Origin of the sequence: Arthrobacter sp. CAN_A6 (assembly GCF_015751715.1) — a bacterium.
In the GTDB taxonomy this organism is placed as follows: Bacteria; Actinomycetota; Actinomycetes; order Actinomycetales; family Micrococcaceae; genus Arthrobacter_D.
This window is the reverse complement of record NZ_JADOUV010000005.1, coordinates 82,157-99,423: the sequence shown is the minus strand read 5'-3', so window position 1 is coordinate 99,423 and position 17,267 is coordinate 82,157. Positions and strand designations below refer to the sequence as shown.

Annotated in this window: 16 protein-coding genes and 2 tRNA genes; 8 read left to right on the top strand and 10 right to left on the bottom strand. The window is 66.4% G+C overall.

The genetic code is table 11. The features are described 5' to 3' along the window. Positions 1–43 precede the first annotated feature (43 nt). Entirely contained in the window at positions 44–2,668 is a 2,625-nt protein-coding gene (gene valS, locus IWX75_RS10190; protein ID WP_196822145.1) for a valine--tRNA ligase, read from the top strand. 81 nt (positions 2,669–2,749) lie between these two features. Here valS and IWX75_RS10185 read toward each other — a convergent pair whose 3' ends face one another. From IWX75_RS10185 to IWX75_RS10160, 6 genes are all read right to left on the bottom strand, one after another. Then, the gene (locus IWX75_RS10185) at positions 2,750–3,367 is read right to left on the bottom strand and encodes a mycothiol-dependent nitroreductase Rv2466c family protein (RefSeq protein WP_196822144.1); all 618 of its coding nucleotides are present in this window, start codon (positions 3,365–3,367) and stop codon (positions 2,750–2,752) included. Positions 3,368–3,472: 105 nt separating this feature from the next. After that, on the bottom strand, positions 3,473–4,765 hold the full coding sequence (gene clpX / locus IWX75_RS10180; RefSeq protein ID WP_196822143.1) for an ATP-dependent Clp protease ATP-binding subunit ClpX: 1,293 nt from the start codon (positions 4,763–4,765) through the stop codon (positions 3,473–3,475). Positions 4,766–4,926: 161 nt separating this feature from the next. Next, a complete protein-coding gene (locus IWX75_RS10175) occupies positions 4,927–5,601 on the bottom strand; it encodes an ATP-dependent Clp protease proteolytic subunit (RefSeq protein ID WP_196822142.1) in 675 nt (224 codons plus the stop codon). A gap of 49 nt (positions 5,602–5,650) precedes the next feature. Then, positions 5,651–6,274, bottom strand: a complete 624-nt coding sequence (locus tag IWX75_RS10170) for an ATP-dependent Clp protease proteolytic subunit (RefSeq protein WP_442858967.1) — start codon at positions 6,272–6,274, stop codon at positions 5,651–5,653. A 266-nt stretch (positions 6,275–6,540) separates the two neighbouring features. After that, positions 6,541–7,986 (bottom strand): trigger factor, encoded by a 1,446-nt coding sequence (gene tig / locus IWX75_RS10165; RefSeq protein ID WP_196822283.1) that lies wholly within the window; start codon positions 7,984–7,986, stop codon positions 6,541–6,543. Positions 7,987–8,052: 66 nt separating this feature from the next. Then, positions 8,053–8,126: transfer RNA gene (locus IWX75_RS10160), tRNA-Pro, on the bottom strand. 143 nt (positions 8,127–8,269) lie between these two features. Here IWX75_RS10160 and IWX75_RS10155 point away from each other — a divergent pair. Further along, positions 8,270–8,343: transfer RNA gene (locus IWX75_RS10155), tRNA-Gly, on the top strand. Between the two features lie 51 nt (positions 8,344–8,394). Here the strand turns inward: IWX75_RS10155 and IWX75_RS10150 are convergent. Then, a complete protein-coding gene (locus tag IWX75_RS10150) occupies positions 8,395–9,291 on the bottom strand; it encodes an Fpg/Nei family DNA glycosylase (RefSeq protein ID WP_196822141.1) in 897 nt (298 codons plus the stop codon). Between the two features lie 32 nt (positions 9,292–9,323). Next, positions 9,324–9,797, bottom strand: a complete 474-nt coding sequence (locus IWX75_RS10145) for a ribose-5-phosphate isomerase (protein ID WP_196822140.1) — start codon at positions 9,795–9,797, stop codon at positions 9,324–9,326. A 136-nt stretch (positions 9,798–9,933) separates the two neighbouring features. Between IWX75_RS10145 and pepN the strand changes: the two genes are divergently transcribed. The 4 genes from pepN (at position 9,934) to IWX75_RS10125 (ending at position 14,185) form a co-directional block, all read left to right on the top strand. Further along, positions 9,934–12,486, top strand: a complete 2,553-nt coding sequence (pepN, locus tag IWX75_RS10140; RefSeq protein WP_196822282.1) for an aminopeptidase N — start codon at positions 9,934–9,936, stop codon at positions 12,484–12,486. A gap of 14 nt (positions 12,487–12,500) precedes the next feature. Further along, complete coding sequence (locus IWX75_RS10135; protein WP_442858966.1) at positions 12,501–12,971, top strand: OsmC family protein; 471 nt, start codon at positions 12,501–12,503, stop codon at positions 12,969–12,971. Between the two features lie 93 nt (positions 12,972–13,064). Then, a complete protein-coding gene (locus tag IWX75_RS10130; protein WP_196822138.1) occupies positions 13,065–13,697 on the top strand; it encodes a mechanosensitive ion channel family protein in 633 nt (210 codons plus the stop codon). Continuing rightward, complete coding sequence (locus IWX75_RS10125; RefSeq protein ID WP_196822137.1) at positions 13,694–14,185, top strand: globin; 492 nt, start codon at positions 13,694–13,696, stop codon at positions 14,183–14,185. Before IWX75_RS10130 ends, IWX75_RS10125 begins: the two co-directional genes overlap by 4 nt. On the opposite strand, the gene IWX75_RS10120 is transcribed toward IWX75_RS10125, so the two are convergent. Then, positions 14,182–14,835 (bottom strand): hypothetical protein, encoded by a 654-nt coding sequence (locus IWX75_RS10120; RefSeq protein ID WP_196822136.1) that lies wholly within the window; start codon positions 14,833–14,835, stop codon positions 14,182–14,184. The two genes, IWX75_RS10125 and IWX75_RS10120, sit on opposite strands and share 4 nt — an antisense overlap. A 9-nt stretch (positions 14,836–14,844) precedes the next feature. After that, positions 14,845–15,309, bottom strand: a complete 465-nt coding sequence (locus IWX75_RS10115; RefSeq protein WP_196822135.1) for an acyl-CoA thioesterase — start codon at positions 15,307–15,309, stop codon at positions 14,845–14,847. A gap of 164 nt (positions 15,310–15,473) precedes the next feature. Here IWX75_RS10115 and IWX75_RS10110 point away from each other — a divergent pair, with 164 nt between their 5' ends. Next, complete coding sequence (locus tag IWX75_RS10110) at positions 15,474–16,400, top strand: acyl-CoA thioesterase (protein WP_196822134.1); 927 nt, start codon at positions 15,474–15,476, stop codon at positions 16,398–16,400. A gap of 119 nt (positions 16,401–16,519) precedes the next feature. Further along, positions 16,520–17,173 (top strand): 4a-hydroxytetrahydrobiopterin dehydratase, encoded by a 654-nt coding sequence (locus tag IWX75_RS10105; protein WP_196822133.1) that lies wholly within the window; start codon positions 16,520–16,522, stop codon positions 17,171–17,173. Positions 17,174–17,267 lie beyond the last annotated feature (94 nt).

The following is a 17,267-nucleotide window of genomic DNA, read 5'->3' as shown; positions in this document are numbered from 1 at the left end:
AGGGCACGTCTTGTCGCAGGATTTAACTGGCAGAATGGCGGGTATGGCCGATACTACTCAGGGCACAGACACGCCCTCCTCCCAGCCCGTTCTCGTTCCCGACAAGCCTGCCCTCGAAGGGCTCGAGCCCCGCCTCGCCCGGCAGTGGCGGGACAACGGGACCTACGCGTTTCGCCGGGACACCATGCGGGAGGACGTCTACTCGATCGACACTCCTCCCCCCACGGCCTCCGGTTCGCTCCACGTGGGACACATGTTCTCCTACACCCAGACCGACGTCCTGGCGCGGTTCCACCGGATGCGGGGCAAGAACGTCTTCTACCCCATGGGGTGGGATGACAACGGCCTGCCCACCGAGCGCCGCGTCCAGAACTATTACGGCGTGCGCTGTGACCCGTCGGTTCCCTACGACGCCGGCTACCGGCCCCCCGCTGAACCGGCGAAGAACCAGCGCGACTTCGATGCCGTGTCGCGGCGCAATTTCATCGAGCTGTGCGAGGAGCTCGCGGTCGAGGACGAGAAGGTCTTCGAGAACCTCTTCAGCACTCTGGGGCTCTCCGTCGACTGGGACCTGACCTATCGCACCATCGACGACACCTCGCGTGCGATTTCGCAGCGCGCCTTCCTGGAGAACCTGGGTGCCGGGGACGCCTACCTCGCTGAAGCACCCACGCTGTGGGACGTCACGTTCCGCACCGCCGTCGCCCAGGCCGAGCTCGAGGACCGCGAGCAGCCCGGTGCGTACCACCGGATCGCTTTCGCCGCCCCCGGGGGCCGACAGGTCCATATCGAGACCACGCGCCCCGAGCTCCTGCCGGCATGCGTGGCCCTCGTGGCCCATCCCGACGACGAACGCTACAAACCGCTCTTCGGCACCACCGTGACCACTCCCCTGTTCGGCGTCGAGGTCGAGGTCAAGGCGCATCCCCTCGCCAAGCCCGACAAGGGCAGCGGTATCGCCATGATCTGCACCTTCGGCGACCTCACCGACGTCACCTGGTGGAGGGAACTGCAGCTGCCTACGCGCGCCGTCGTCGGCCGTGACGGGCGCATCCGCAGCGAGATTCCGGAGTGGATCGTCACGCCGGAGGCCCGCAGCAACTACGAAGCGCTGGCGGGAAAGACCATTTTCAGCGCCAAGGAGGCCGCGGTCGAGCTCCTGCGCGCCAGCGGGGACCTCGACGGCGAACCGAAGAAGATCACGCACCCGGTGAACTTCTACGAGAAGGGCGACAAGCCCCTCGAGGTGGTCACGAGCCGCCAGTGGTACATCCGGAACGGTGGCCGCGACGAGACGAAGCGGGAACGCCTGATCCGACGCGGCCGCGAGATCGAGTTCCATCCGCCGTTCATGCGGTCGCGCTACGAGAACTGGATCGAGGGCCTCAACGGCGACTGGCTCGTCTCCCGGCAGCGCTTCTTCGGAGTCCCCGTGCCGGTCTGGTACCGCCTCGACGGCGACGGCGAACCCGACTACGAGGCACCGATCGTTCCCGGCTTCGACTCCCTCCCCGTCGACCCGGCGGCCGAACCGGCACCCGGTTTCGACGAGGACCAGCGGAACCAGCCCGGCGGCTTCATCGGCGACAGTGATGTCCTCGACACCTGGGCCACCTCCTCGCTCACTCCCCAGATCGTCGGCGGCTGGATCCGGGATGAGGACCTGTTCGCCAAGGTGTTCCCGTTCGACCTGCGTCCGCAGGGACACGACATCATCCGCACCTGGCTGTTCTCCACGGCGGTGCGTGCCGACGCCCTGCAGGACTCGCCCCCGTGGCGGCACGCAGCACTGTCCGGCTGGATCCTCGATCCGGACCGGAAGAAGATGTCGAAGTCGAAGGGCAACGTGGTGGTACCCACCGACGTGCTCGAGCAGTTCGGCGCCGACGCCGTGCGTTACTGGGCCGCATCGGCCAAGCTGGGTGTCGACACCGCCTACGAGATCGCTCAGATGAAGATCGGCCGCCGGCTCGCCATCAAGCTGCTCAACGCCTCCAAGTTCGTACTGAACCTCGGTGCCACTGAGCGTTCCGCGGCACCGGAAGCGCTGGCGCTGGTCACCAATCCGCTCGACCTCGCCCTTCTGGCGCAACTGCGCGACGTCACGGCGCAGGCCACCGCGGCCTTCGAGCGGTATGAGTATGCCCGGGCCCTGCAGCTCACCGAAGCGTTCTTCTGGACCTTCACCGACGACTACGTGGAACTCGTCAAGGACCGCGCGTACGGGGCGGCAGGCGAAGCAGGCAAGGAGTCGGTACTGACGGCCCTGGCCACCACGCTCGACGCCCTGCTTCGGCTGTTCGCTCCCTTCCTGCCCTTCGCCACCGAGGAGGTCTGGAGCTGGTGGCGGGCCGGCTCGGTCCACACCGCCGACTGGCCATCCGCGACGGCGTTCGTCGGAATTCCCGCATCGTCGGATCCTGCGGTCCTCACCACCGTGGCTCTCGCCCTCGGCGGGATCCGCAAGGCGAAGTCGGAGGCGAAGATGAAACAGCGGACGGAAGTGGTGACGGCCCTGGTGACCGCGCCGCCGCAGCAGGTGGCACAGCTGTCAGCGGGCCTTGAGGACCTCAAGGCCGCGGGGAACGCCCGCGAGCTCCGGCTCGCCGAGGGCGACGGCGACCTCGCGGTCACCGACGTGGACCTGGCGCCGCAGCCGGTCGAATAGCAGCACCAGGAAGGGCCCCGCCGGATCGGCGGGGCCCTTCCTGGTGCTGCGGTGCTGGTGCTCGTCCCGGCCCGTCAGGAGTCAGTCGAAGGTGGGGGTCCCGGTGCGTGAACGCTTCAGCTCGAAGAACTCGGGGAATTCCGACATCATCACAGCGCCGTCGAAGATCCGTCCGGCCTGCTCCCCGCGGGGAATGCTCGTGAGGACGGGGCCGAAAAAAGCGGTTCCGTTGAATGCCACCACGGGGGTGCCGACCTCGTCGCCCACACGGTCGATGCCGTCCTGGTGCGATGCACGGAGCTGGGCGTCGTACTCGTCGGTGGCTCCATAGGCAGCGAGGTCCGCCGGGAGGCCCACCTCCTCGAGGGATTCGGCGATCACCGCGTCGAAGTCCTTATTGCCCTTGTTGTGAATGCGCGTGCCCATGGCGTCGTACAGCTTCTTCACGTACTCGGAACCATGCAGCTCCTTGGCCGCGGTGATGACCCGCACGGGGGCCCAGCCCTTCCGCATCAGCTCCTGGTAGTCGGCCGGAAGATCGCGCCCCTCGTTGAGGACGGCCAGGCTCATGACGTGCCAGTCGACGCTGACGCTGCGCACCTGCTCCACCTCCCCCATCCAGCGGGACGTGATCCACGCGAAAGGGCACAGGGGGTCGAACCAGAAATCGGCTTTCTCAGCGGTGGTGGACTCGCTCATGGAAAAACTCCTCGTCATCGATGGTCAGGCGATATGCCTCTTATCGGTGCAACCGGGGCAGGGAGGAAGCTATTCCAGGATCGGGCCGTTCACGCCCGATCCCGCTCAGGCGGACTTGGTGCGGCGCTTGGCGACGACCTCGTGGGAGATGAGGGTGGCCTCCGCCTGCTTGGCGACGACGTCGGCGGTGATGACCACCGCTGCCACATCGTTCCGGCTCGGTAGGTCGAACATGACCGGCAGGAGCACTTCCTCCATGATGGCGCGGAGCCCGCGTGCTCCGGTGCCACGCTCGAGCGCGAGATCGGCAATGGCTTCGAGCGCCTTCGGGTCGAAGCTGAGTTCGACGCCGTCGAGCAGGAACATCTTCTGGTACTGCTTCATCAGGGCGTTCTTGGGCTCGGTGAGGATCTGCATGAGGGCGGGCCGGTCGAGATGGGTCACCGTGGTGATGACCGGCAGCCGGCCGATGAACTCGGGAATGAGGCCGAACTTCAGGAGATCCTCAGGCATCACATCCCCGTAGCTCGCCTCTTCGTTCTTGAGCGAGCTCAGCGGGGCACCGAAACCGATGCCCTTCCGCCCTGCGCGGGATCCGATGATCTCCTCGAGCCCGGCGAAGGCTCCCGCCACGATGAAGAGCACGTTCGTGGTGTCGATCTGGATGAACTCCTGGTGCGGATGCTTGCGCCCGCCCTGTGGGGGAACCGAGGCGACGGTGCCTTCGAGGATTTTCAGGAGCGCCTGCTGGACGCCCTCCCCGGACACGTCGCGCGTGATCGACGGATTCTCGCTCTTGCGGGAGATCTTGTCGATCTCGTCAATGTAGATGATGCCCTGCTCGGCCTTCTTCACGTCGTAGTCCGCGGCCTGGATGAGCTTGAGGAGGATGTTCTCGACATCCTCGCCCACGTAGCCGGCTTCGGTGAGGGCTGTCGCGTCAGCGACGGCGAAAGGAACGTTGAGCCTGCGCGCCAGGGTCTGTGCAAGGTACGTCTTGCCGCAGCCGGTGGGGCCGATCAGGAGGATGTTCGACTTCGCGATCTCCACGTCCTCCGCCTCGGCGACGTCGGCGAGGGTGCCTGCGGCACGCGGCGCACTGCCGGACTGGATGCGCTTGTAGTGGTTGTAGACGGCGACGGCCAGTGATCGTTTCGCCGGTTCCTGCCCCACCACGTACTCCTGCAGGAAGTCGAAGATCTCCCGCGGCTTGGGTAGTTCGAAGGTCCCGAGGTCCGCGACCTCGGACAGCTCTTCCTCGATGATCTCGTTGCACAGCTCAATGCATTCGTCGCAGATATACACTCCGGGACCTGCGATCAGCTTCCGAACCTGCTTCTGGCTTTTTCCGCAGAAAGAGCACTTCAGCAGATCTGTGCTCTCACCAATGCGAGCCATGTGTCAGTCCCCTTACGTGGTACGTGGTTGCTATGTCCACTCTAGGCCACATGCCGGAGCGAATCAGTATCGGAATGCCCGTGGTGCCGATCGGCGCCACGGGCATTTCCGCGGGGTTTCCCGCCTCATCGTGAGCCTGAACCCTCGATGGAGGACACGAGCTACGGGGTATTGATCTTCGGTGGGACCATCTTGCGTGAGGCGAGGACCTCGTCGACGAGCCCGTACTCCACCGCATCCGCGGCAGTGAGGATCTTGTCACGCTCGATGTCGCGGTTGACCTGCTCCGAATCCCGCCCGCTGTGCAGCGCGATGGTGTCCTCGAGCCAGGTCCTCATGCGCATCACTTCGTTGGCCTGGATCTCGAGGTCCGAGGCCTGGCCACCCTGTCCACCGGACAGTGCCGGCTGGTGGATGAGAACCCGGGCGTTGGGGAGCGCAAGGCGCTTGCCCGGCGCACCTGCTGCAAGGAGGACGGCCGCCGCACTCGCCGCCTGGCCCAGGCATACGGTCTGGACTTCGGGTCGGATGAACTGCATCGTGTCGTAGATCGCCGTCATGGCGGTGAAGGAACCGCCCGGTGAGTTGATGTACAGGGTGATGTCGCGCTCGGGGTCAGTGGACTCGAGTACGAGGAGCTGCGCCATGACGTCGTCGGCGGACGCGTCGTCCACCTGGGTGCCGAGGAAGATGATGCGGTCCTCGAACAGCTTGGTGTACGGGTCCTGGCGCTTGAAGCCGTAGGGCGTGCGCTCTTCGAACTGGGGAAGGATGTAGCGGTCGGTGGGCAGGTTGGTTGCCCGGGAACCCGCGGAGGCGCGGAAATCGTGATTCATGATGTCTCCTGGTGGAACGACTGATGGAGGAGGGAGGTGGGACGGAGCCTTAGGCGCTCTGGGTGCCGCCGCCGCCGGAAACGGATCCGGCGTGCGCGGAGATGTGATCGAAGAAGCCGTATTCGAGGGCTTCCTGCGCGGTGAACCACTTGTCCCTGTCGTTATCGACCAGGATTTTCTCGACGGTCTGGCCGGTCTGCTCGGCGGTCAGCTCTGCCATGACCCGCTTCATGTGCAGGATCAGTTCGGCCTGGATCCGGATGTCGGTTGCCGTTCCACCGATGCCGCCGGATGGCTGGTGCATGAGGATACGGGCATGGGGCGTGGCGTACCGCTTGCCCTTGGTCCCCGAGGACAGGAGGAACTGTCCCATCGAGGCGGCAAGGCCCGTCGCCACGGTCACGACGTCGTTCGGGATGAACTGCATGGTGTCGTAGATCGCCATGCCTGCGGTTACCGAACCACCGGGCGAGTTGATGTAGAGGAAGATGTCGCGATCGGGGTCTTCGGCGGAAAGCAGCAGCAGCTGTGAGCAGATCGCGTTCGCGTTGTCGTCGCGGACCTCTGAGCCGAGCCAGATGATGCGCTCCTTGAGGAGCCGGTTGTAGATGTAGTCGTCACGGCCCGCCGCTTCCGGGCTGGCCATGCGGGGTGTGGTTGGTTCGGTGGACATTCTCGTTGACCTCTCACTCTGGCGGGCCGATTTCCGAGGAAACCGCCCGGCCGTTTATCTCTCACTGGACACTAACCCGCGCCGGATCCGTTTTGCTCCCGCTCCGGCTGCTGTTCGCTGACGGCGCACCAGCCGCGGAGCAGCAGCGGAACCTACGAAACCATCGGCCCGCAGAGCCGGAATCGGCCGCCAACGACGAAGCACCGCCGCCCGGGCGGGCGGCGGTGCTTCGGGGAAATCTCGTGCTTCTCGTCCCGGTTCGGAAATCAGGCGCGGGCGGTCGCCTCGTCGTCGGAGTCCTCCGCAGGAGCGGCTTCGCCCGTGGTGTCCTCGGCTGCAGTGTCCTCGACGGCTGCAGCTTCGACGGACTGGTCGGATTCAATGACGTCGTCCGCGGAGATGGTCTCGGCGTCGTCGTCGGCGGCTCGCACGAATTCGCTGAGGTCTACCGGCGCTCCTGCTGTGTCGGTCACGGTTGCGAGTTCGAGGACCCTGGCGAGGGCCTTGCGGCGCCGCACCTCTCCGACGATCATCGGAACCTGGCCGCTTGAATCCAGCATCTGCGCGAACTGGTTGGGCTCCATGCCGTACTGGCTCGAGGTGGAGACGATGTAGTCGATCAGCTCGCTCTGGCTGACGCCCACCTCTTCCTTCTCCGCCACGGCGTCGAGGATGACCTCGTTCTGGAACGCCCGGCCGGTGTTCGTGCGGATCTCCGCCCGGTGCTCCTCGGTGTCGTGGTCCTCGCCGGCGGAGTGGGAGTTCTCGCCGTTGAAGTGCTGCTCGAGCTGCTCCTCGATGACGCTCTCCGGCACAGGAACGGCGATCATCTCGACGAGCTTGTCCAGGACCTTGTCGCGGGCTTCGACGCCCTGATCCATGAGCTTGCCCTCGGAGGCGCGCTTCGTGAGGTCCTCGCGGAGCTCGGCCACCGTGTCGAACTCGCTGGCCAGCTGGGCGAACTCGTCGTTCACCTCGGGAAGCTCGCGCTCCTTGACGGCCTTGACCACCACGTTCACCTGCGCATCCGCACCGGTGTGCTCGCCACCGGCAAGCTTGGTTTCGAAGATTGCCGTCTCGTCCACGCTCAGACCGGTGACGGCCTCATCCATACCCTCGAGCATGGTCCCCGATCCGACCTGGTAGGAAAGATCCTGAGCCGAGTCGACGTCTTCGCCATCGACGGTCGCGGTGAGGTCGATCGTCAGGAAATCGCCGTCCTTCGCCGGGCGGTCCACTGCGACAAGGGTGCCGAAGCGGCTGCGCAGCTCGTCCATCGACTTCTCGATGTCGTCGTCGGATGCCTCTGCGGCCTCGACGGTGACCTCGATTCCCGCATAGTCGGGAAGCTCGATCTCGGGACGGATGTCCAGTTCGACGGTGAACAGGAGCTGGCCGTCTGCAGCGGAAGGATCGGGGACCTCGGTGATTTCCACCTCGGGCCGGCTCAACGGGCGGATCCCTGTTTCCTGCACAGCGGTCTGGTAGAAACCGTTCAGCCCGTCATTGACGGCCGTCTCGATGACGTAGCCGCGGCCCACGCGCTGGTCGATGAGCTTCTGTGGGACCTTGCCCTTGCGGAAGCCCGGAACCTGCACCTGCGAGGCGATCGTCTTGTAGGCCTGATCGATGCTCGGCTTGAGTTCCTCGAAAGGGACCTCGACATTCAGCTTCACCCTGGTAGGGGAAAGGTTTTCGACGGCGCTCTTCACGGCGTAGGACTCCTGAACTAATTGGGATTGTTTCTGTAGTGACAAGATCATGCCGGAACTTCTGAGTCGGGGTGACAGGAGTTGAACCTGCGACTTCCTGCTCCCAAAGCAGGCGCTCTACCAAGCTGAGCTACACCCCGTAACTGCAGCTGTAACTGTACTTTCTTTTCACCCCGGTTGCACATTTGGCGATTTCCGGCGGGCTGTGGTGTAGTTGAAGGCGTTCCAGACGGCCGTAAGGCTGAAATGTCCCAGAGATTTCTTCAGGAATGCAGCATTTTCCGGGGATGTAGCTTAGTGGTAAAGCCTCAGTCTTCCAAACTGATGATGCGGGTTCGATTCCCGTCATCCCCTCCAAATCCAGCAGCCGGTTCCCGTTCGGGACCGGCTGTTCTTGTACGCCGCTCCTCAGTCCCGCTGGCACTTCGGACACCAGTAAACCGTGCGCGCAGCCATGTCGGCGCTGGCGATCGCCGTACCGCACCGGCGGCACGGTTCCCCCGTCCGCTTGTACACGTAGTGCGGGGCGGCTTCCGCGGCCTGCCCGTTGCGCTCGGAAGGCGTCGTCGTGAAGATTCGTCCCTCGCGCACGCCGTCCTGCATCAACCGCGCTGCGGTCTCCCAGGCGGCCAGGGCCTCCGACTCGAGCACCGCCTTCCCCGGGCGCCACGGATTGATGCGCTGCAGGAAGAGCACTTCCGCGCGGTACACATTGCCGATGCCGGCGACCACGGCCTGGTTCATCAGCTGGACACCGATCGCCGTCGCGCTTGAGCGGAGCCGGGTGGTGAAGGCCGTTGGGTCCGCTCCCTCCCGCAGCGGATCCGGGCCGAGCCTGGCCAGCGCAAGCGCTTCCTCGCGGGCGGTGATCACGACGCACGCGGTGGGACCCCGGAGGTCGGCCCAGCTATGCCCGGACACCAGGCGGACACGCACGGCTCCGACGGGCGCGGGTGGCCCCGCGTAGGGCAGTTGCACGGCACCCGTGCGCCCGCCCTCGTCATCGACGCCGTCCGCGGCATGAACACGCCGCGGAGCCCCGATGCTGGGAAACCCGCTGAAGGTGGAGTCGCCGCCGAACGTCCACGCCCCGTAAAGCCCGAGGTGAACCCTCAGGATGAGGTCGTTGTCGAAGCGCAGGAAAAGCTGCTTCCCGGAGGCCAGCGCGCTGACCAGGGTGTGTCCGTCGAGCTGGGAGGCACCGGCCGTGAAGCGGCCCTGCGGGCTGCTGACGGCAAGTTCCTCGCCGACGAACATCGCGGTGAACTGCCGTGCGAGCCGGTGGATCGAATGACCTTCAGGCACGGGAGGTCCCCGCGGTCCGACGGACGGTGGCCCTAGCCGTCAATGGTGCCGTTGGTTTCATAGGCAGCGATCTTGCCGATGCGGCGCGCGTGGCGCTCCGCACCGCTGAAGGGTTCCGCCAGGAAGGCTTCGATGATCTCGGTGGCCTCACCGACGGGATGCTGCCGTCCCCCGACTGCAACAACATTCGCATCGTTGTGCTGGCGTGCCAGGCGCGCAGTGTCGAGGTTCCATGCGAGGGCTGCCCGGACCCCCCGCACCTTGTTCGCCGCGATCTGCTCACCGTTCCCGGAGCCGCCCAGCACGATCCCGAGCGCGTCCGTCCCCGCCGACCGGTCTGCCACCACGGCGAGCGCGGCGTTGATGCAAAAGGAAGGGTAGTCATCCTCCGGGTCGTAGTCGCGGGGGCCGTGATCGACGACGTCGTAGCCGGTCCGGGTGAGATGCTCCAGCAGGTGGGCGCTGAGCTCCATTCCCGCATGGTCGGTGGCAAGGTGGACGCGCATGGGTGCTCCGTTCGCAGCAGGAGAGGTTTCCCCCAGAGTACTGGGTGCCGATGTGCCGGCGGGTACGGGAACCGGCGCCGATCAGTGAGAGAATACGAATCGATATCCCCCACCACGGAGGCGAACCATGCCAGGCATGAACCTGACGCGCGATGAAGCACGTAGCCGCGCCGAGCTGCTGAGAGTCCAGTCGTACGACATCACCCTCGATCTGACCCGAGGGGAGACCGCGTTCGGCTCCACGACGGTGGTGCATTTCGAGGCGGCGCAGGGAGCGTCCACCTTCATCGACGCCGTCACCGAGACCGTCCACCGGGTGAATCTGAACGGAGTGGACCTCGACCCCTCGGTGGTGTCGGACGGCGTCCGCATCCAGCTGGACGATCTGGCGGCGTCGAACCGGCTCGTCGTCCACGCCGACCTTCCCTACATGAACACCGGAGAGGGGCTCCACCGGTTCGTGGATCCCGTGGATGACGAGGTGTACCTCTACACGCAGTTCGAGGTTCCGGACTCCCGGCGCGTGTTCGCCGTCTTCGAGCAGCCCGACCTGAAGGCGACGTTCCGCTTCACCGTCACCGCGCCCTCGCACTGGGACGTCATCTCCAACTCCCCCACCCCCGCTCCCGTGCAGGCCGGGTCCGCCGCTGAGGGCGGAGCTTACTCCACGTGGTCGTTCGATCCGACGCCGGTCCTTTCCTCCTATGTCACCGCCCTGATCGCCGGGCCCTACCAGGCGGTGCGGAGCGAAGTGACGAGTTCCGACGGCCGCATCGTCCCGCTCGGGGTCTTCGCCCGCAGATCGCTCATGCAGCACCTTGACGCGGAGAACATCTTCGAGCTGACCCGACAGGGCTTCGAGTTCTATGAGAAGCAGTTCGGGACGCCCTACCCGTTCGAGAAGTACGATCAGCTCTTCGTCCCACAGTTTAACGCCGGCGCCATGGAGAACGCGGGGGCGGTGACGATCGTCGAGACGTATGTCTTCCGTTCGCGCGTGCCCGATGCGACGGTGGAGCGCCGCGCGATCACCATCCTGCACGAACTGGCGCACATGTGGTTCGGCGACCTGGTGACCATGCGGTGGTGGAACGACCTCTGGCTGAACGAATCCTTCGCCGAATACATGTCGACCCTCGCTGCCGCGGAGGCGACGGAGTTCACCCAGGCCTGGACCACGTTCACCTCCATCGAGAAGGCGTGGGCCTACCGGCAGGACCAGCTCCCCTCGACCCACCCGATCGTGGCCGAGATCAACGATCTCGACGACGTCCAGGTGAACTTCGACGGCATCACCTACGCCAAGGGCGCCTCGGTCCTCAAGCAGCTCGTTGCCTGGGTGGGCCAGGACGAATTCATGGAGGGCGTCCGGGAGTACTTCCGCCAGCACTCCTGGGGCAATACCGAGTTGAAGGATCTGCTCTCCGAGCTTGAGCGGGCGAGCGGGCGGGACCTCGCGCAGTGGTCCGCGCAGTGGCTCGAGACCGCGGGCGTCAACACGCTGCGGCCCGACATCGAAACCGACGACGACGGCGTCATCACCGCCTTCGCGATCCTGCAGTCGGCTCCCCAAGGTCATCCGACCCTACGCCCGCACCGCCTCGCCGTAGGGTTCTACGACCTCGACGACGACGCCCGGCTGGTGCGCGTCCACCGCGTCGAGCTCGACGTCGACGGCGAGCGCACGGAGGTTCCGGAGGTCGCCGGGAGGAAGCGCCCGGCGCTGGTGCTCCTCAATGACGATGACCTTGCCTACGCGAAGATCCGGCTCGACCCGGTATCACTGCGGACCTCGGTGCGGCACCTCAAGGACTTCGCCGATTCGCTGCCCCGCACGCTGGTGTGGGCGTCGGCATGGGATGCGGCACGGGACGGTGAGACCCCGGCCCGCAACTACGTGGACCTTGTCCTCCAGAACATCGGCTCCGAATCCGACTCGTCCGTGGTGCTGGTGCTGCTGAGGCAGCTGGCCCTGACGCTGACGTACTACGTCAGCCCTGCGGACAGCAGGGAAATGGGCGACGCCGCTGCGGACAGCCTGCTGGAGCTGGCCCGCGCAGCGGAGACGGCGTCCGATTCGCAGCTGCAGTTCGTCAAGGCTTTCGCGGCCCGGGCCCGCAGTGGGAAACACCTGGACGTTGTGGAGGCCGTGCTCACCGGCACCGAAGCGCTGGAGGGCCTGGAGATCGATTCCGACCTCCGGTGGGAACTGGTGACCAGCCTGGTGGCCGGCGGCCGCTACGGACAACCGGAGATCGACGTCGAACTGGCACGCGACGGCACGTCAGCCGGCCAGCTCGCCGCGGCAACGGCGACGGCGGCGATTCCCACGCCCGAGGCGAAAGCAGCCGCGTGGGATGCCATCGTGCGCCGGGCGGATCTCCCCAACGCCACCCAGCGGGCAGCGATCCTCGGATTCACGCGCGTTCACGACGCAGCCCTGCTCGAGCCCTATGCTGCGACCTACTTCGACTCCGTGCGGGAGGTGTGGGACACCAGGACCCACGAGATCGCGCAGCAGATCGTGGTGGGGCTGTATCCTTCACGCCTCATCACGCCGGGGGCGCTCGCGCAGGCGGACCACTTCCTCGACCGGCTCGGGGAGGACAGCCCCTCCCTGCGGCGCCTCGTCCTGGAGAACCGCGACGGCGTCCAGCGGGCCCTGCGCGCGCAGGCCGTGGACCGCTGATGGGAGGAGCCCCCGTGTCTGCACACACCTACGACGTCACCGTCACCTGGACCGGAAATCTCGGGGAGGGCACGACCGGCTACCGTTCGTACAGCCGCGAGAACGAAGTCACGGCTTCGGGACCCCCGCTCCTTGCCGGGACTGCCGATCCGACATTCCACGGGCAACGTGACCGGTGGAATCCGGAGCAACTGCTTCTGGCCGCACTGGCGCAGTGCCATCTGCTGTCCTACCTCCATATGGCGGTCAAGGCGGGCGTGGTGGTCACCGCGTACTCGGACAGCGCGACCGGTTCTCTGCGGTTGAACCGGGACGGCAGCGGCGAATTCACGTCGGCCGTGCTCCATCCGGTGGTGACCATCGCCGACCCTGCCCACCGCGACACAGCGCTTCGAATCCATCGGGAGGCTTCGGCGGCCTGCTTCATTGCACGTTCGGTGAACTTCCCTGTGCTGCACGAGCCGGTCATCCTGACCCGGTCCTAGCAGCGCAGCGCATGTAGCCTAGAAATTGCGCCGCTCCCGTCCCAGCCCGCGGACAGCACCTGCGGCGCGGACCAGAAAGTAGTCTGCACCCCCATGGATCTTTTTCCGGAGCTCGGTTACGGAAGCCACATTCTCGGCGCGGCGATCATCCTGCTGCTGGCCCTCCTGCTCTGGCTGGCGGTGCGGTATCTCGTGGCGCGCTCCGTCCGGCGTGTGCAGAACGGGTACAGCGTGTTCAGCAAGCCCCACTTCAAGTGGGCCCACCCGGTACTGCGGTCCCTCGACCACGCGCGGCGCACCCAGCGCGCCGAGACCATCGGCGGCCTGCTCACCAGCACGGCCGGAATCACCATCGCCGTCGTCGCGGCGTTGATGGCCCTCGAGCAGCTGCAGTTCCAGATCGGCCCCATCCTCGCCAGCGTGGGAATCGTCGGTATCGCCATCGGCTTCGGGGCGCGGGAAATCATCCGCGACGCGTTCCTGGGGGTCTTCATCACCATCGAGGACCAGTACGGGGTGGGCGACACCATCGAGGTCGGTGAGACGGTGGGAGTGGTCCAGTCCCTCGGCCTTCGCATCACCCGGATGATCGATGCGAACGGGGCCATCTGGTATGTCCGCAACGGCGACATCACCAAGGTCGGCAACCGGTCCCAGGGAGTCTACGTCGAACCGCCGGCAGCAGCTGCCCCGGCAGGAACCGCACATCAGGAGGACGCATCATGAGGGACAACGACGGCGTCGAGCCCACGCCCCTTGACCTGGGCACGGGCCGCGCGCGCCCGCCGCTGCCCGCCGACCGGCTCGTGACAGCCGGGCAACAGTTCGTCCAGCCCGAATACAACTTCTATGAGTCGGTGGGCGGGCACGAGACATTCGTTCGGCTCGTGGACGTCTTCTACGAGGGTGTGGCGGAGGATGAGCTGCTGCGGCCCATGTACCCCGAGGAGGATCTGGGTCCCGCGAAGGAGCGGCTCCTGCTGTTCCTCGAGCAGTACTGGGGCGGGCCCAAGACCTACGGTGAAACCCGGGGGCATCCACGGCTCCGCATGCGGCACATGCCGTTCCGGGTCACCCCGCAGGCGCGGGACTCCTGGCTTCGGCACATGCGTGCGGCAGTCGACTCCCTCGACCTCGCGCCGCTCCACGAAGCGACGCTGTGGGACTACCTGGACCGCGCGGCGCAGTCCATGGTGAACTCAGCGACGCCCTAGAGGACCGCGGCGGTCCGTACCAGGATGTGCCCCCGGCTGGTGCTCAGGCGCGTCCATCGCCCGCTGGTGAACAGTGCCGACGCTTCGCCCGGGACGAGGAACCCGAGGCTGAGGGCACCGAAGGCAGCACCTGCGGGCAGCCCTGCCGGAACGCCGGGGAGCGGCTGCCCCCAGACGGCTCCCCGCGCACTGTTGACCACGGGAGCGCCCGCGCGGTCGGGGATGAGCTCCGCAACCTTCCGGATCCCGCTGTGTGCTGCCTCCTCGAGGAGGGTGGTCGAAACGGTGCCGGCCTGCACCCATCCTGAACGTGGCGGGAGGACGCCGGCCCAGTTCTCTGTCACCGGAACGGTGGGCACGGTGAAGACGGTGTCGTCCCGCAGGCGTGCCAGACGGTCGGCGACCGATCCCAGCCCCACCGTGATGTCGACGGAGGCCTGCTCCGCCAGTGGCATCGTCCTCAGCCCGAGTACGGTCGGGGTCGACTCCCCCAGCGCTGCTGCGCTGAGCGTGCAGACGTACGCCGCGAGTACGGTACCGGAGGCCTGCAGCCGCATGGCGCCGTCGCCGTTGGCACGGGCCCGTGCCGTGAAGGTCCGGAAGTCGGCAGCCACGTGGGCATCACCGAGCACTAACTCACTGCTGGACATAGCCCGCTCCTAAGCGCCGGCGGTGCGGCGGAAAGGCACCTCACGGCCGATCCACTGTCCCAGCGCGGCTTGTTGGGCCTCGCTCATCGGCACGGGCCGGCCGGACTGCCGGTCGACGAGGATCATCGTGGTCGATGCTACCGCGCACGTGGTGCCGGCGTCGGGCGCTTCGGTGTCCCGCACCGCGTAGCCCAGGGTGAAGCTCGAGGAGCCGACGGCGGTGATCCACACGTCCACGCCGGCCGGTTCCCTACTGAAATTCAGTGGGGCGAGGTATTCGATCTCGTGTCGTCCCACGAGGGTGTACTGGCCTGCGTCGGACACGTCGAGGAAAGCGGAGCCACCCCCCGGTTCGGAGAGCAGACGCACCCTCGCGTCCTCGAGGAACTGCACGAACCGTGCGTTGTTGACGTGGCCGTAGGAATCTTCATCGCCGAAGCGCAGCTGAAGCGGGACGGTGAGCGGAGGCGACATACTGCAATACTCTCAAATGCCCGTGCGGCAGGCCATTCGCCGGCCGGTTGCCTGACCGCGCCCTGCCGCGGCGCGTGTGTTGAGCAGTGCGGACCTGTCCGTCTAGTGTCGAAGGTAGATCTTCCGGGGCCGACGCTCCGCAGCTACCGCCCGCAAGGAGACTCATGACCGATCAGCCGCACGCCGCCAGCCCTGTCGATTCCGGAGAATACCCGGCAGATCCCACGGAGGCTCTGCTGGGCCTGCTCGATCTCAGCAGCGCCGACGGAGCCCACACCGATGAGGATATCTTCGTGGGTAGTTCCGCGCCGCAGCCGGGGAAGAGGGTTTTCGGCGGACAGGTTCTTGCACAGTCGCTGATCGCGGCGATGCGGACCGTGGAGCCGACCCGCCAGGTGCACTCGATGCACGGGTATTTCCTGCGTGCAGGGAACGCGGACCAGCCCATCACCTTCGGAGTCCAGCGGCTGCGGGACGGGCGGTCCTTCTCGGCGCGCCGCGCGCATGCGTACCAGGACGGCGTGCCGATCCTCTCGATGATCGCGTCCTTCCAGGAACCGGACGACGGCGTCACCCACCAGGATCCGATGCCCGACAACGTACCCGATCCGGAGTCGCTGCCCACCACGGCGGAACTCCTGGGCGGCTTCGACGACCCCGTGGCGCGCTCCTGGGCCTATCAGCGGCCCATCGACGTGCGCCATATCGACGCTCCGCTGTACATCGGGAACAATGGATCACGCGAAGCCCGGAACGCGGTCTGGATGAAGACCTTCGGTCCCATGCCCGATGACCAGCACGTGCACCGCGCGGCGCTCGCCTATGCCAGCGACTACACCCTGCTCGAATCGATCCTCCGCCCGCACGGGCTGAGCTGGATCCACCCGGGTATGAGCGTCGCGAGCCTCGACCACGCCATGTGGTGGCACCGGCCCGTGCGCATCGACGAGTGGCTGCTCTATGTCCAGAGCTCGCCCAGCGCTTCCGGTGCCCGCGGTCTCGCTGCCGGCCGGATCTACAACCGCGCGGGCGAACTCGTGGCAAGCGTTGCCCAGGAAGGGATGATCCGGGTTCCGGCTGCCGGCTCCTGACCACCGTCCCGGCCTGAATCGCTTGACCCGTAGAACCGGAGGACCGGGAGCCCAGCACCGGCGACCGGTCTGTCCGGCGAGAACCCCCGGCCTGCGCGCCGGTGTGGCAGAGTTCCACCATGAAGAAGCTAAGCAATCAGCAGATCATCGATGCCGGCCTCGGCGACTGGCGCAAGCTGGCCCAGGCACTTCACGCGCGCTACTCGATCCGCGACTACAACATGGCAGCGAGGTTCCTCACCGCTGTGGCACAGGCCGCCGAAGCGGATGGCCACCACCCCGACCTGAAGTTGACCTACGGTGTCATCGACGTCTCGCTGTGTACTAATGAGGGCGGCCTCTGGGTCACGCAGAAAGACATCGACATGGCGAGGAAGATCAGCGGGATCGCCCGCGAGAACGGGCTGGAGCCGGCGCCGTCCGCCGTGGCCCAACTCGAGATGGCACTGGACACGGCACACGAGGGCAGCGTCGCGCCCTTCTGGTCGGTGCTGCTCACCGGCAGCTCGGGCAACAGGGTACAGGACTCGGTCTTCGACCCCGCCGGTCGTGTGCCGAGCCTCTGGTTCCAGGCCACCGAGGACCACGAGACTCCCCGCCAGCGCTGGCACTTCGACCTGTGGCTCGCCCCCGAGATGGCCGACGAACGCATTGCCGCAGCGGTGGCGAGCGGCGGGTCCATCGTCGATGACACCGCAGCGCCGTCCTTCACCGTACTTGCTGACCCCGACGGGAACCGGGTCTGCGTCTGCACCTCGCTCGATCGGACTTGAAGCCTGCACACGTGCCCTGCCCCGCTGTCGGCAACAAATCGGCGAACCCGCGTTCCGTCGTGCTGCTGCGGCCCTGGTCTACTGAGGAGCGGTC